This window comes from Streptococcus infantis (assembly GCF_047464415.1).
GTDB lineage: Bacteria > Bacillota > Bacilli > Lactobacillales > Streptococcaceae > Streptococcus > Streptococcus infantis_AE.
On the sequence record NZ_JASHBX010000005.1, the window covers coordinates 87,956 to 103,457 of the forward strand.

Consider the following 15,502-nt stretch of genomic DNA (forward strand, 5'->3'; position numbering starts at 1 on the left):
CATTATCTTTTAAATATCCATCAGTCCATCCTACATATTATATCAAAAATTTTACAGTCTTTCTCTGAAGAAATCAATTAATTTAAAAGATAGAGAAAGGAAGAAATTATTGTATCCTTATCCGAAGAAGAAGAAAAACGATATCTCCTCTGAAAGTAGATACCGTTTTAATGTTTAAAGATGATGAGTTTGTAGCAGCAATCTTAGTTGATATCGCCAATTAATTACCTGTTGAGAAATAAAAGTTAAAACCTGGTACAAAATCCCAGCTACTAAAAAAGAGGCTAGGACAAAAATCCTAGCCTCTCAATTGTCTTTGGATTGTCGAGCAAGACGCAGTGGTTGAGTGGGCTCTACTACGCTGATTTCATCAGCTTTTACAGCCCTACTCAACTGTGCGGAGGTGGTACGACGAAATCGAATTCTAACGAATTAACGATTTCTGTCCCACTCTCTTTTTTGATGTTTCTGTTTTTACATTTGAACAATTCTACGATAGCTTCTTGAAGTAATCATAAAGATTAGTACATAGACTAAAGCAAAGATACCACAGATAGAAAGAGTTACGCTTAACATCATGGCTGAATCAACAACACCAACGACCTTGAGAATCAGGCTCAGCATATGATAAGCAAAGGCCAGATGAAGAAAGGCAAAGGCCAGAGGTAGGAAGAAAACAGTCAAGACTTGTTTATTAATGGTTTGCTTGATTTGTTTTTGATCCAAGCCAACTTTTTGCAGGATGACAAAGCGTTCACGGTCTTCATAACCTTCTGAAATTTGTTTATAGTAGATAACGAGTACAGTACCTACCATAAAGATGATAGAGAGAAAAATACCGATAAAGAGGACTCCACCAAAGAGAGCGTTCATTTCGACAGTTGACTCACTCGCAATGTTTGCACCGTAAACCATACCATTCTCGTTCTTGAGATTGTGACTGAAATTATCAGAGTAGTTTTCAAAATCATCTGCAAGTTTGAGTTGTTCCTCTTTACTTGCCGTCACATCCATTCCACCATATAGCTGAGTGTAGATAGCAGAATCCTGGTATTTATCTAAAAAGTCCTGCAAATTTGAGACAACAAGGTAGTTATAATCTGAGATCAAAAGTACATACTGGTTAGCAACATGGTCTCTGAGGAAATCTTGCTGAATTTCTTGCTTGATCGTATAGTTATGATTGTTAAGACTGAATGCTTTTTGACCTTTAAGGCCATCGTTCTTAGCGAATAGTCCCACCTCATTATTCGTAAGGTTCAGCTTTTGTCCAGTCATTTTTTCATAATCCTTTTGATCAAAGACTAGGAAAACTGTCTTGGGCATAACACTATTTTGACCTTTTTCAAAGGTGGTTAATTTGGTACCATCTTGACTAGAAAGGCCGAAACTTGCATAGCTAAGAACATCCTTAGTGCTGATTGTTAGGTTCTTTTCGCTAGCGTATTGAGTCAAAAGCTTGTCTAAATCCTCAACTTCTACATTTTGTCCTGAAATTGACATATCGTGAGGATACAGGAGTTTTTTAATATTTTCAGAACCATTGTAGATACTGGTTGCTGCTGACATGGTGACCAAAACCATGGTGGAAAGGATGGCAATAGTCGCTAAACCAACCGCATTTTTCTTCATACGGAAAATGAGGTTAGAAACAGAGATGAGATTATTAGGTTTGTAGTAATATTTCTTGTTTTTCTTGAGCATTTTCAAGAAAACTGTAATCCCAGCATTGAACAAGAGATAGGTTCCTAAAATGACCAGTATTACAGCTAAAAAGAAGGTAGAAATAGCTAATAGAGCATTTGTTACGCTTTGAGCTAGATAATAGCCACTACCTAAAGAGAGTAGTCCCAAGATTGTCTGAAACACTAGGAAACGACCCTTCTTCTCACCTTTTGCTTTCTCACGAGATAGTTGGAGAGCATCCATACGGATAATGCGGATAGCATTTAGGATGACAATGACTAAAAAGATAAAACCAAATACCAGAAGGATGGAAAGGACTACGGACCATTGGAATGTGGCTACTAACTCCACTTTCATCTTTGAAAGTTTGAGCAATAAAGCGAAAATCAGATTATCAAAGAGGGCACCAATTCCAATCCCTGCAGTGACTGTTACTAGCCCAAATATCAAGAGTTCCTTAAAGGTCATACCAATCAAATGGCGTTTTTCTAAGCCCAACATGCCATATATACCCAGTTCTTTGGAACGATTTTTCATGACAAAACTATTGGCATAAAGTACGATAATGGCAGATGCAAGTGTCACTACGATCAGACCTAGTTGAAGGGTAAATTGAATAGAAGATCCACCCCGCATTTCTACCATTTTAGGATTAAAAGTTAATGAATAAAATAGATAGCTGATAGTAACTGCAAGGAGAACTGCTAGTGCAAAAGGGTAATAGAGTTTGCGGTTTTTGATTAAGTTGGAGATGGCCAACTTATTGGTTAGTCGAAACATATTAGTTCACCTCACTTGCCATAACAGTCAAGGTGTCAGAGATTTCTTGGAACATCTGACGTTCAGTCTTTTCACCACGGTAGATTTGATTGTAGAGAATGCCGTCCTTGATGAAAATGACACGTTTAGCACGGCTGGCTGCAGCTGTTGAGTGGGTTACCATGAGAATGGTTTGACCTCGCTCGTTAATCTCATCGAAGACATCTAGCAGTGCTGCAGATGACTTAGAGTCTAGGGCTCCTGTTGGCTCATCAGCGAGGAGAATTTCTGGTTCTGTGATGATAGCCCGTGCAACTGCAACCCGTTGTTTTTGCCCTCCAGAGATTTCATAAGGGTACTTCTCCTGCAATTGATTGATGCCAAGATTTTCGGCCGTCACGACCAATTTTTTCATCATTTCTGTAATAGGCTTTCTAGACAATACCAAAGGGAGTAAGATATTGTCTTTAACAGAAAGCGTATCTAACAAATTGAAGTCTTGGAAGACAAAGCCTAATTTTTCACGACGGAAGCTTGATGCTTCAGAATTTTTAATGGTAGCTGTGTCAGTTCCGTTTAGGAAGACCTGCCCACGCGTTGGCTTGTCAAGCATAGCAAGAATATTAAGTAGGGTTGATTTACCAGAACCAGACTCACCCATGATAGCAACGTAGTCGCCTTTTTCAACGGTAAAGTGAATATCTTTCAGGGCTTCTACTTGGTTGCCTTGAAAGCGAGTTTTATAAATCTTTTGAACGTGTTTTACATCTAATAGTGTCATTTTAACTTCTCCTTTTTAATATCCCATTAATTGAAACTGAGCTTGCATCATTTCGATGCCAAGCTGAACTCGCTCGATATCCTTTGGACTCGGCTTACTTGTTTGTTTCTTTTGTAAAATTGTTTTCATGGTTTCTCTCCTTTTTCTTTATGCTCTAAGTTTACTCCAAAAAAAGAGGGCTTGCCATAACATAACCTTACAAAAGAGGCCTTTAATCTTACATTTTTGTAAGATTACATTTTTTATCTAATTGAAGCCTTTTTTCTCAACATATCAAGGTCTAAAGAAGAGCCTGAAAGGTTTCTTCCAAGCTCTTCACAATTCTTTTCATTCAATCAGTAAATTCACTTCAGAGAACTTAATCCTCACAGTTGTTCCTTGCCCAAGCTCGGATTCTATTTGAATTTGATGTCCTAATTCTTGGCTGATTTTCTGGGTTAGATAAAGCCCAAGTCCAGATGACTGCTGGGTCATTCGACCATTATATCCTGAAAATCCACGTTCAAAGACTCGCAACCGATCACTATTTTTGATACCAATCCCAGTATCTTTGATGCAAAGTTCCTGACCTTCCATGTAGATTTCAATTCCACCTACATTTGTGTACTTGAGGCTATTTGACAGGATTTGTTCAATGACTACCAACAGCCATTTTTTATCCGTCACAATGCTCCTGTCTAAGTCATGCAGATTAATACTTAGACCTTTCTGGATAAAGAAAAGGGCATATTTGCGAATGACTTCCTTGACCAGATCTTCTATATTTGCTTTCTTCAAAACCAAATCATCATGGAAGCTTTCTAAGCGTAGATATTGGAGTACGAGATTGGTATAGGAATCAATCTTAAAAATTTCCTGCTCCAACTGTTGCTTCAGTTGGCGATCTGCCACCTCACTTACAAGGAGTTTACTGGCTGCAATTGGTGTTTTTATCTGATGCACCCAGAGAGTATAGTAGTCCACCAAATCATTATAGCGGTTTTCAGCATCTGATTTCTTTTGATAGAGTTCAGATTCACTTTTCTCTAATTTTTCAGTTAGAAGGACTTCCATTGGTGACTTAGCTTTTCTTTCGCCATAGAGCAATTCCTTACGATAACGTTGCAATTCTATCAAGAAATCATATACCAAAAACAAAAATGTCAAAAATGTAGATAGAAAGAAGAAATAGTTAAAGTAGGGCACTTGACTAACAAATAGGACATCAAAAAGAAAGATGAGACCCGTCAATAACAGAATAAAAGCAAAAAAACGGCTACGCGAACGGATATAAGCTAGAAAAAAACTTTTAAGTTCAAGCATGTTTCAATCCGTACCCTATCCCTTTCTTAGTTTCGATAAAACCAATCAAACCTTCTTCCTCCAATTTCTTACGCAAACGAGCGACATTAACAGATAAGGTATTGTCGTCAATAAAAAAGTCACTGTTCCAGAGTTCACGCATCAAGTCATCACGCGCTACGATATTTCCCGCATGTTCAAATAAAACACGTAAAATCTGAAATTCATTCTTTGTTAAACTGATAGATTTTCCATTGACATGCACATCCATAGACTTGGTATTTAGAATAACTCCAGCATACTCTAGGAGACTCTCATCCCGTCCAAACTCATAGGAACGACGCAATAAGCCCTGTACCTTGGCTAAAAGAACCTGCTGGTCAAAAGGCTTGGTTACAAAGTCATCCGCTCCCATATTAATGGCCATCACGATGTCCATAGCCTGGTCTCTGGAAGACAGAAACATAATAGGAACCTTGGAAATCTTGCGAATTTCCTGGCACCAATGATAGCCATTAAAGAGAGGCAAGCCGATATCCATGAGAACCAGATGAGGTTCAGACTGAACAAATAGTGTGAGAACCTCCATGAAGTCTTCTACCATGACTACCTCAAATCCCCATTCGGAGAGCATTTTCCCAACTTGTTGACGAATAACTGGATCATCTTCTACTAGTAAAATCTTATGCATCTGCTCCTCCTTTTTCTATATTATAGCAAAATTCTCCTCACTACTAGCGAAATTGATGCAAATCTGATAAGATAAAAGTAAAGAAAGGAGTTCCCATGTCCAATATTTTCGACTACCTAACTGACGTTCAATACGATTCTTTTTACGATCTTCCCTTGAATGAACTGGATATACTTGCTTTTACAGAGCTGACTTATCTTCCTTTTGATAACTTATTGGAACAGCCTGTCAATCGTTTAAGCGATGTCGCAACACGTGTCCCTCGTGAGACTAACATGTTGACCAATAAAGAACGTCTCCAGCTCCTCGATCAGTTATCCCAGCACAAACGTTTTAAAAATAGCAAACTCTCTAACTTTGTAAACGAGGTTGATACGGAGCAACAGAAACAGTTCGCTGCTATGACCTATCGCCTTGATTTAGATACTTATCTGATTGTCTTTCGAGGTACAGACGATAGTATTATTGGTTGGAAGGAAGATTTTCATATGACCTACATGAAGGAAATACCTGCCCAAAAACATGCTCTTGAATACTTGGAAGAATTCTTTACCCAACATCCAAAACAAAAAGTGATTGTAGCTGGACATTCTAAAGGTGGGAATCTGGCTGTCTATGCTGCCAGTCAAATCCAGCCTGAATTGCAAGAAAAAGTCTCCGCAGTTTATACCTATGACGCACCTGGTTTGCAGGCTCATCTGACTGAGACCACAGGTTATCAAGATGTTATTCCAAAAATTCACCGTTTCGTCCCACAAGGTTCTGTCATTGGCATGATGCTGGAAGTTCCTGATACTCCTATCGTCGTCAAATCTACGGCTCTCGGGGGTATTGCTCAACATAGCACCTTTAGCTGGCAAACTGAAGGACACCACTTTGTCCAACTTGAGGCAATTAGTAGCGAGAGTCTCCAAATTAAAGACACTCTCAAAGAATGGGTGGATAGTGTTCCCGATGAGGAACTGGAGCTCTACTTCGATCTCTTCTTTGGTACCATTCTAGAATCTGGAATTAGCTCCATTAATGAACTATCTTCTAAAAATGCTATTGACCATGTTCGACAACTTGTTTCTCAAGCCCAGACACTGGAGCCCGAGCAAGTTGAAATCTTAAAAAATCTGACACAACTCCTACTGGATGCTCGTTTCCAAGCCTGGAAGAATCATTTCTAATAACTTGAAAGTCCCTTCCTTTATGGAGGGACTTTCTTGTTGATTCCTTATTTTATTCTTCTGTGTTATACTAGTAGGAGTAAATGCTTTGAAAGAGGAAATCCTATGAAAATCCATAAAACTGTGAACCCCGTTGCTTATGAAAATACTTATTATCTTGAAGGAGACCATCACCTGATTGTGGTTGATCCGGGTAGCAACTGGGAGGCTATTCGCAAGACAATCGAGAACATCAATAAACCCATCTGTGCAATTCTCCTGACCCACACCCACTATGACCATATCTTGAGTCTGGACTTGGTCAGAGATACTTTCGGAAATCCTCCCGTTTATGTGGCAGAAAGTGAAGCATCTTGGCTCTATACTCCTGTTGATAATCTTTCTGGCCTTCCTCGACACGACGATATGGCAGATGTCGTATGTAAACCAGCTGAACACACCTTTGTCTTTTATGAAGAATACCAGATTGATGAGTTTCGTTTTACGGTACTTCCAACTCCAGGCCACTCTATCGGAGGAGTTTCCTTCGTTTTCCCAGATGGACACTTGGTCTTAACGGGTGATGCTCTCTTCCGAGAAACTATTGGTCGAACAGACCTACCTACTGGTAGCATGGAACAACTCCTTCATAGTATCCAAACCCAGCTCTTCACCCTTCCAAACTACGATGTCTATCCAGGACATGGTCCAGCTACAACTATCGCCCACGAAAAAACTTTCAATCCTTTTTTCTAAAACATTAAAACCAAGGACTCCATCCTTGGTTTTTTCTATTACCAAATAATCACGCGGTCTTCTGGTGAGCGCCACATTCCGTCACCTTCTTTGACATCATAGGTTGTAAAGAAGTCATCAAAGTTTGGCACTTGGACATTGACACGAAGTTTAGCTGGTGCATGTACGTCGACACTAGCCATGAGTTTCATCAACTCTGGGCGACCTTTCATACGCCAGATACGTGCAAAGTTATGGAAGAACTCTTCAGCTGAGAAGTCTGGTTCTCTCTTGGCAGCTTCAAGGGCTGCAGCAATTCCTCCTAGGTCGGCAACGTTTTCTGATACGGTTAGTTTTCCGTTGATCCTTGCACCGTAAGATTCTTGGCCATCAAACTGGTCGATAACCTTCTGCGTTTTCTCTTTAAAGGCAGCATAGTCGTTCTCTGTCCACCAATCCTTGAGACTACCATTTTCATCAAAGGAAGCCCCATTTGTATCAAAGGCATGAGAAATTTCATGGGCGATAACCGCTCCGATACCACCATAGTTGGCAGAAGATGACTGATGCAAGTCATAGAATGGCGCCTGTAAAATAGCAGCCGGAAAGACAATCAAGTTCTTTTGTGGATTGTAGTAGGCATTAACCATATGAGCAGGCATTCCCCACTCCTTGTAGTCAACTGGCTGGTTCCACTTGCTCCAACTGTGTTTGATTTCAACACGCGCAAAGGCTAGGGCATTCTCAAAGAGGCTAGCAGATTCATTCACTACCTTATCCTTGTAGCGGGCTGGCAGCTCTTCTGGATAACCAATATAAGGCTTGATGACATTGAGTTTAACGATTGCTTTTTCTCGAGTTTCAGGAGTCAGCCAGTCATTTTTAGCCAAACGTTCCTTATAAACGTCAATCATGGTCGCTACTTTTTTCTCCACGTCTGCCTTGGCTTCTGGAGAGAATTTTTCGTGTGCATACCAAAGACCAAGCGCTTGTTTGAATGGTCCTTGAGCTAAATGGTAAGCAGCCTTGCGTTTGTCTTGAGCCTCTGGAACTCCTGAAAGAGCTCGTCCGTAGGCACCTGACAAGATACGAATCTCATCTGTTAGATAACTAGTTGAAAGATTAACCACACTCAAGATCAAAGTTGCCTTGAGCAAAGGCCAAGCTTCTTCACTATAGAATTGCTCTGCTGCTTGCCAGAAACGTTCTTCATCTACAATGACATTGTCTGGAGTTTGTCCAATCACTGCTTGGAAGAAATCATCTAAAGGAAGTGTAGGGGCAAACTTTTTGAAATCTTCATAAGAATATGGATGGTAAAGTTTGGCATATTCTGAACTTTCTTCATTAGAGAGGACTACAGCTGCGATGCGGCGGTCCAACTCCAATCGTTTCTCTAGCAAATCTTCGATTTCTTCATCTGAGAAGTTATAGGCTTTGAGTAGATTAGAAGTGCTTTCTTTCCAAAGGTTCAATAATTCCTCACGCTGAGGATGGTCTTCCGCATAGTAGGTTGTATCAGGCAAGATAGTTCCTGGAGCGCTAGCCCATAAAACATTGATTCTAGCATCCATAAAGTCTGGTGATACTCCAAATGGAAGGAAGTTTGGTTTACCAGCTAATTCAAATGCTGCTAGTTTACTTGCGAAATCCGCAAAACTTTCCAAATCCTGGTATTCCTTAAGCATTGGAAGGACTGGGTCGATTCCATCAGCTTCTCGCTTATCGAAATCTCTCACCATAGCGTGGTATTTGACAAAGTTTGCTAGGATAGGATCTTCAGGCACATCTTCTCCCGCCAACCACTTGTCAGTCGTCGTTAGCATCAACTCTTCGATTTCTTCGTCAAGGTCGATAAAACCACCTGTTCTCGATTTATCAGCTGGAATAACAGCAGTCTTTTCCCACTCACCATTTATTGCATCATAAAAATCATCTTGATAACGTGTCATCTTGTTCTCGCTTTCCTATTTTCACTTATTCCTAGCTTAGCAAAATTCCCTTGGGATTGCAATTAAAAATGCCGAGTTGCCCTCTTATTTTAATCATTAATATTTTAAATTTTTACAAAAATTAACTTGACTTAAAAATAAAATTAAGGTATATTAAAAATTAGGAGGAATATAACTGTATGATACGTATCGAAAACCTCAGTGTCTCCTACAAAGAAACGTTGGCACTAAAGGATATTTCACTAGTGCTCCAAGGACCAACGATTACCGGAATTATTGGTCCAAACGGCGCTGGAAAATCAACACTATTAAAAGGTATGCTGGGAATTATCCCACATCAAGGTCAGGCATTTCTCGATGACAAGGAAGTTAAAAAATCCTTACACCGAATCGCCTATGTCGAACAAAAAATCAATATCGACTACAACTTTCCCATCAAGGTCAAGGAATGCGTCTCGTTAGGACTCTTTCCCTCTATCCCTCTCTTTCGAAGTTTAAAGGCTAAACATTGGAAGAAAGTGAAAGAAGCCCTTGAAATCGTCGGCCTAGCTGACTACGCAGAACGGCAAATCAGTCAACTGTCTGGAGGTCAATTCCAGCGGGTCTTGATTGCCAGATGTTTGGTGCAAGAAGCCGACTATATCCTCTTGGATGAGCCCTTTGTTGGGATTGACTCTGTCAGTGAGGAAATCATCATGAATACGCTGAGAGATTTGAAAAAAGCTGGGAAGACGGTTCTCATCGTTCACCACGACCTCAGCAAGGTTCCCCACTACTTCGATCAAGTCTTGCTTGTCAATCGAGAAGTGATCGCCTTTGGTCCAACCAAAGAAACCTTTACCGAAGCCAATCTCAAAGAAGCTTACGGTAATCGACTCTTTTTCAATGGAGGTGACCTATGATTGCAGAATTTATCGATGGATTGCAAAAATTCCATTTCTTACAAAATGCCTTGATAACAGCTATTGTCATCGGGGTCGTAGCTGGAGCTGTGGGATGTTTCATCATCCTACGCGGGATGTCACTCATGGGAGATGCCATTTCACATGCTGTCTTGCCAGGTGTAGCCCTCTCCTTCATCTTGGGCCTTGACTTCTTTATCGGAGCCATTGTCTTTGGACTACTAGCTGCTATCATCATTACCTACATCAAGGGGAACTCGATTATCAAAAGCGATACCGCCATCGGCATTACCTTTTCTTCTTTCTTAGCCCTCGGTATCATCTTGATTAGTGTCGCTAAAAGTTCAACTGACCTTTTCCATATCCTTTTTGGTAATATCCTGGCCGTCCAAGATACGGATATGTTTATTACTATGGGTGTGGGGGCAGCCATTCTCTTGTTGATCTGGATTTTCTTCAAGCAACTCTTGATAACATCCTTTGATGAACTCTTGGCTAAAGCCATGGGAATGCCTGTCAATTTCTATCACTACCTTCTCATGGTACTCCTGACTCTCGTGTCTGTGACAGCCATGCAAAGTGTCGGAACTATCCTGATTGTAGCCATGCTGATTACCCCAGCTGCAACTGCTTATCTGTATGCTAATAGCCTGAAAAGCATGATTTTCCTTTCCTCAACCTTTGGAGCGACTGCTTCAGTTTTGGGACTCTTTATCGGCTATAGCTTTAACGTTGCGGCAGGTTCTAGTATCGTGCTTACAGCTGCTAGTTTCTTTCTCATTAGCTTCTTTATCGCTCCAAAACAACGATATTTGAAACTGAAAAATAAACATTTGTTAAAATAAGGGGCAAAGCCCCAATAAATTGGAGGATCTAATGAAAAAATTAGGTACATTACTCGTTCTCTTTCTTTCCGTTATTGCTCTTGTAGCATGTGCTAGTGGAAAAAAAGATGCAGCTTCTGGTCAAAAACTAAAAGTTGTTGCTACAAACTCAATCATCGCTGATATTACTAAAAATATTGCTGGTGACAAGATTGATCTTCACAGTATCGTTCCTGTTGGCCAAGACCCACACGAATACGAACCACTCCCTGAAGACGTTAAGAAAACTTCTCAAGCTGATTTGATTTTCTATAACGGGATCAACCTTGAAACTGGTGGCAATGCTTGGTTTACAAAATTGGTTGAAAATGCCAAGAAAACAGAAAATAAAGACTACTTTGCAGTCAGCGAAGGCGTTGATGTTATCTACCTTGAAGGCCAAAACGAAAAAGGCAAAGAAGACCCACACGCTTGGCTTAACCTTGAAAATGGGATGATTTTTGCTAAAAACATCGCCAAACAATTGAGCGCTAAAGACCCTAGCAACAAGGAATTCTACGAAAAAAATCTCAAAGAATATACTGATAAGCTAGACAAACTTGACAAGGAAGCTAAGGAGAAATTTAACAACATCCCTGCTGAGAAAAAACTCATTGTAACTAGTGAAGGATGCTTCAAATACTTCTCTAAAGCATATGGTGTCCCAAGTGCCTATATCTGGGAAATCAACACTGAAGAAGAAGGAACACCTGACCAAATCAAGACCTTGGTTGAAAAACTTCGCCAAACAAAAACTCCTTCCCTCTTTGTAGAATCAAGTGTGGATGACCGTCCAATGAAAACTGTATCTCAAGACACAAACATCCCAATCTACGCACAAATCTTTACTGACTCTATCGCAGAACAAGGTAAAGAAGGCGACAGTTACTACAACATGATGAAATACAACCTTGACAAGATTGCTGAAGGTTTGTCTAAATAAGTTTTTAAAAACGTCAGTCACCATGAATTGGCGTTTTTTTTCTGTTCAAATTCCGGTCAAATTATTGGAAAACTCTGAACATCTAATGTAGAATGAAAGAAAAAAGATTGGAGTATCTTATGACTACATTCCTTGGAAACCCTGTTACGTTTACGGGAAAACAACTACAAGTAGGAGATAAGGCGCTGGACTTTTCTCTCACTGCAACTGATCTTTCTAAAAAATCTCTAGCTGATTTTGATGGGAAGAAAAAAATCTTGAGTGTCGTACCTTCTATTGATACAGGTATCTGCTCAACTCAAACGCGTCGTTTTAATGAAGAACTGGCTGGACTGGATAATACGGTTGTCTTGACTGTTTCCATGGACCTCCCTTTTGCTCAAAAACGCTGGTGTGGGGCTGAAAGAATTGAAAATGCCATCATGCTTTCAGACTACTTCGACCACTCTTTTGGACAAGATTACGCCCTCTTAATCAATGAGTGGCACTTACTTGCTCGCGCAGTCTTTGTTCTCGATACTGACAATACCATCCGCTACGTCGAATACGTGGATAATATCAACAGCGAACCAAACTTTGAAGCCGCGATTGCAGCAGCCAAAGAACTCGACTAAATCAAGCTCTTGTAAGTAGTAAGCTAGAGAAATCTAGCTTTTTTTGGTATACTAGATGTAGATAATAAACAAGGAAATGCGAATGACACCTAATAAAGAAGACTACTTAAAATGTATTTATGAGATTGGCATGGAACTTCCTAAGATTACCAATAAGGAAATCGCTGCTCGAATGCAGGTATCACCTCCAGCTGTAACTGAAATGATCAAGCGCATGCAATCCGAAAATCTTATCCTAAAAGATCAGAAAAAGGGCTACTTACTAACGGATATTGGTTTAAAACTTGTATCTGACCTTTACCGAAAGCACAGACTCATTGAGGTTTTTCTGGTTCACCATCTGGATTATACCAGTAACCAGATTCATGACGAAGCTGAGGTATTAGAACATACGGTTTCAGACTTTTTTGTCGAGAGATTAGACAAAATGTTAGGCTTTCCAAAAACCTGTCCCCATGGAGGAACCATTCCTGCCAAGGGAGAGCTTTTAGTTGAGATCAATAACCTTCCTCTCTCTGATATCAAAGAAGCAGGGACCTATCTACTGACTCGGGTCCATGATAGCTTTGAACTTCTCCAATATTTGGAAAAACACAGCATCCATATTGGAGACCAACTCCAAGTCAAGCAGTTTGATGGCTTCTCTAATACCTTCACTCTGATTCACAAGAATGAAGAACTCCAAGTCAGCCTAGAAATCGCCAAACAACTTTACGTTGAAAAAATGAACTAATTTCTCAAGTCCCCTACCAACCCTGAAAGCTTGATTTTCAGGGTTTTATTTCTAGCATTTGATGTTACTCTCGTTTTGTTGTAGAATGTTTGTAAAAAAAGAAAGATATTTTAACCTATGAAAAAATCACTAAAAATTTTTGCGACATCCAAATGGTTTGACCTCTTTGGGGTTGCTCTGGTCGTTGGAATTGCGATCGCATCTGGTTACCTCAACTCCCGTCTCGATAAATTCGTAGACTGGGGCCCATGGACTGCCCTTGTGCCCTTTGGATTGATTTCCGTAACCAACGTTGGGATTTCCATGTTGTCCACTCGTTTCACGGGAAAATTAAGCAAATGGGGAAATTACTTTGGCATTGTCAATACGATTTTGTCCGGCACCATTGACTATATCCTTGGAAATAAGGCGGCCATTATCACCTATCCTGTCACCTTCCTCATTTATACCTTTGCTATTAAGAAATGGGAAGCTTCGCAAGAAGGCAGACCCAACCAAATGAGCCAAAAACAGATAAAATTGGCGGCCATCATCATTTCCATCATCGCCTTCCTCTTTGCCTTTGCGACCAACTATATCGGCTATGGAGGAAAGATGAATCTCCTTGCCTACGTAACAACTATTGCCTTCGCACTGTCTCTCATTGCCAATGCTTTGAATGCATTGAAACTGACAACTCAGTGGGGATTTTGGTTGATTTACAATTTCGTTCAGCTGACAAAGGCTGGCATTCAAGGAAACTTTGCCAATATCGGAAAATACATCTTTTATATCCTCAATGCAATCGGAGCTTTATTTGTCTGGAATGATGAAGAAGTGGAAAAATAGAAGGAAACTCAAATAAAGAAAGCAAGCCGACTTAATAGAATCTCCTTACTAAAATTTTTTATCATTTTACTTGTAACTCCCATTCTTTTGGAGTAGAATGAAGCTAGATAAAAGAGGGAGGTCATCTTATGAAAAATCTCTTTAGAATCCATTTTACAGCCATCGTAGTCAGCGATTTGCTACTGTTGGTAACTTTCAGACCCCGATACGAACTTTCTTTGGAGAGAGGCCTGATTTTTTGCTTCATTTTCATCCTTGCTCAAGGACTACTGCTATTTCGCTTGGTCAATCGACTCAAAAAACATTTCTCTGAGATTTATCCTCAGATGAACAAAAAAATTCGCCTTTACTACTTAGAGATTCTCTCCGCTGACCTACTATTATTTGTCTTTTTAGCCATCACTGGCCCTCAACATTTTTACTCTCTTACTCCAGTCTTTACTTCCTGTCATTCTACTTTTTATTATATAACGGCTAGCCACCTAAGAGAAAACTATCCAGACTTTTATGACAAACATATCTCTTTATGGGAGTGTCTCTAAGGAAAAAGAGGTTTTATCATGAAAAAAATCATCTACATCAAAACCATTCAACTCCTCATCATCGATGGAATCATGCTGGCATTTTTGACATTTAAAGAGAGGCTCACTTGGGATTGGATTTTGATTTACAGTGGTTGGCTTATACTCAATGAAAATCAAAGAGCAAACTAGGAAGCTAGCCGCAAGCTGTACTTGAGTACGGTAAGGCGACGCTGACGTGGTTTGAATTTGATTTTCGAAGAGTATTATTTTCTTTCACCCTGTGCTGTTTACCTATCTTTCCAACCAACTTTGTGACCACTTTAGTCAACTCTATTCCCAGATTAGACCGAGATTCTGGCGTTTTGCCTTACAAATCCTCCTATGGGATAACCTGATAATTCTCTCCTTGCTGTTTTTAAGTGGTATCCCACTTTTCCTTCAGGGAAATCTCCTCATCCTAGGATATCTCATCCCTTCCTATCGCACCTGCCAAAGCCTGAAAAGAGACTTCCCCCAAGCCTATCAAGAACCCATTTCATTTTGGAATATTTTGTGATAGATAAGAAAAACCAAGCCCGCGAGCTTGGTTTTTCTTATCTATTTTTTGTGTCAAGGATGATGGTTACTGGGCCATCATTGACCAGTTCCACCTGCATATCTGCTCCAAAGACTCCTGTCTCAACAGGAACTTCCTTAGCTAGTTCTTGGTTAAATTCTTGATAGAAAGCTTCCGCCATATCCGGTTTAGCAGCACCTGTAAAGGCTGGGCGATTGCCTTTTTTGGTATCGGCAAACAAAGTAAACTGAGAGATAGAGAGGATTTGGCCTTGGATATCCTTAACCGATAAGTTCATCTTGCCTTCAGCATCTGAGAAAATTCGCATATTGACAAGCTTTCTGACTGCATACTCCAAATCTTCTTTTTGATCCTCAGGTCCAACACCTACTAAGAGTAAGAGCCCCTGCTGGATTTTCCCATTTACTTGCCCCTCAATAGAAACTTGAGCTTTCTTGACACGCTGAACGATAATTTTCATAGCAATCCTTTCTGATGATATC

General features: G+C 40.1%; 16 protein-coding genes and 1 pseudogene. 11 read left to right on the plus strand and 6 right to left on the minus strand.

The genetic code is table 11. The features are described 5' to 3' along the window. Positions 1 to 474: 474 nt before the first annotated feature. The 4 genes from QM460_RS04285 to QM460_RS04300 all read right to left on the minus strand — a co-directional run bounded on the left by QM460_RS04285 (position 475) and on the right by QM460_RS04300 (position 5,198). Positions 475 to 2,466, minus strand: a complete 1,992-nt coding sequence (locus QM460_RS04285) for an ABC transporter permease (protein WP_373094441.1) — start codon at positions 2,464 to 2,466, stop codon at positions 475 to 477. 1 nt (position 2,467) lies between these two features. Next, entirely contained in the window at positions 2,468 to 3,226 is a 759-nt protein-coding gene (locus tag QM460_RS04290; protein WP_373094442.1) for an ABC transporter ATP-binding protein, read from the minus strand. Positions 3,227 to 3,553: 327 nt separating this feature from the next. Continuing rightward, on the minus strand, positions 3,554 to 4,528 hold the full coding sequence (locus QM460_RS04295; protein ID WP_248034541.1) for a sensor histidine kinase: 975 nt from the start codon (positions 4,526 to 4,528) through the stop codon (positions 3,554 to 3,556). Beyond that, the gene (locus tag QM460_RS04300; RefSeq protein WP_414289335.1) at positions 4,521 to 5,198 is read right to left on the minus strand and encodes a response regulator transcription factor; all 678 of its coding nucleotides are present in this window, start codon (positions 5,196 to 5,198) and stop codon (positions 4,521 to 4,523) included. The genes QM460_RS04295 and QM460_RS04300 overlap by 8 nt, the downstream gene beginning before the upstream one ends. Positions 5,199 to 5,293: 95 nt before the next feature. Between QM460_RS04300 and QM460_RS04305 the strand changes: the two genes are divergently transcribed. Both QM460_RS04305 and QM460_RS04310 read left to right on the plus strand, forming a co-directional pair. Beyond that, a complete protein-coding gene (locus QM460_RS04305; protein WP_000065158.1) occupies positions 5,294 to 6,370 on the plus strand; it encodes a DUF2974 domain-containing protein in 1,077 nt (358 codons plus the stop codon). Between the two features lie 105 nt (positions 6,371 to 6,475). Further along, positions 6,476 to 7,105 carry an MBL fold metallo-hydrolase gene (locus tag QM460_RS04310; RefSeq protein WP_414289336.1) on the plus strand — a complete coding sequence of 210 codons (630 nt, stop codon included), beginning with the start codon at positions 6,476 to 6,478 and terminating at the stop codon, positions 7,103 to 7,105. A gap of 38 nt (positions 7,106 to 7,143) precedes the next feature. On the opposite strand, the gene QM460_RS04315 is transcribed toward QM460_RS04310, so the two are convergent. Next, complete coding sequence (locus QM460_RS04315; protein ID WP_414289337.1) at positions 7,144 to 9,036, minus strand: M13 family metallopeptidase; 1,893 nt, start codon at positions 9,034 to 9,036, stop codon at positions 7,144 to 7,146. Positions 9,037 to 9,215: 179 nt separating this feature from the next. Between QM460_RS04315 and QM460_RS04320 the strand changes: the two genes are divergently transcribed. The 9 genes and pseudogenes from QM460_RS04320 to QM460_RS04360 form a co-directional block, all read left to right on the plus strand. Then, a complete protein-coding gene (locus QM460_RS04320) occupies positions 9,216 to 9,938 on the plus strand; it encodes a metal ABC transporter ATP-binding protein (RefSeq protein WP_049548625.1) in 723 nt (240 codons plus the stop codon). Continuing rightward, positions 9,935 to 10,783 carry a metal ABC transporter permease gene (locus QM460_RS04325; RefSeq protein WP_000559776.1) on the plus strand — a complete coding sequence of 283 codons (849 nt, stop codon included), beginning with the start codon at positions 9,935 to 9,937 and terminating at the stop codon, positions 10,781 to 10,783. The genes QM460_RS04320 and QM460_RS04325 overlap by 4 nt, the downstream gene beginning before the upstream one ends. A 31-nt stretch (positions 10,784 to 10,814) precedes the next feature. Continuing rightward, positions 10,815 to 11,744: a metal ABC transporter substrate-binding lipoprotein/adhesin PsaA gene (psaA, locus tag QM460_RS04330; protein WP_414289338.1), complete on the plus strand. Its 930-nt coding sequence runs from the start codon at positions 10,815 to 10,817 to the stop codon at positions 11,742 to 11,744. A 119-nt stretch (positions 11,745 to 11,863) separates the two neighbouring features. After that, entirely contained in the window at positions 11,864 to 12,358 is a 495-nt protein-coding gene (tpx, locus tag QM460_RS04335; protein ID WP_414289339.1) for a thiol peroxidase, read from the plus strand. Positions 12,359 to 12,440: 82 nt separating this feature from the next. Further along, the gene (locus tag QM460_RS04340; RefSeq protein ID WP_414289340.1) at positions 12,441 to 13,091 is read left to right on the plus strand and encodes a metal-dependent transcriptional regulator; all 651 of its coding nucleotides are present in this window, start codon (positions 12,441 to 12,443) and stop codon (positions 13,089 to 13,091) included. Between the two features lie 117 nt (positions 13,092 to 13,208). Further along, positions 13,209 to 13,919: a nicotinamide mononucleotide transporter gene (locus tag QM460_RS04345; protein ID WP_414289341.1), complete on the plus strand. Its 711-nt coding sequence runs from the start codon at positions 13,209 to 13,211 to the stop codon at positions 13,917 to 13,919. 128 nt (positions 13,920 to 14,047) lie between these two features. Further along, positions 14,048 to 14,461, plus strand: a complete 414-nt coding sequence (locus tag QM460_RS04350; protein WP_000792893.1) for a hypothetical protein — start codon at positions 14,048 to 14,050, stop codon at positions 14,459 to 14,461. A gap of 18 nt (positions 14,462 to 14,479) precedes the next feature. Further along, positions 14,480 to 14,632 (plus strand): hypothetical protein, encoded by a 153-nt coding sequence (locus QM460_RS04355; protein WP_414289342.1) that lies wholly within the window; start codon positions 14,480 to 14,482, stop codon positions 14,630 to 14,632. Between the two features lie 76 nt (positions 14,633 to 14,708). Further along, positions 14,709 to 14,999: pseudogene (locus QM460_RS04360) on the plus strand (hypothetical protein); the annotation flags it as partial. A 37-nt stretch (positions 15,000 to 15,036) separates the two neighbouring features. On the opposite strand, the gene dtd reads toward QM460_RS04360, so the two are convergent. Continuing rightward, positions 15,037 to 15,480, minus strand: a complete 444-nt coding sequence (gene dtd / locus QM460_RS04365) for a D-aminoacyl-tRNA deacylase (RefSeq protein WP_414289343.1) — start codon at positions 15,478 to 15,480, stop codon at positions 15,037 to 15,039. Positions 15,481 to 15,502: the final 22 nt, after the last annotated feature.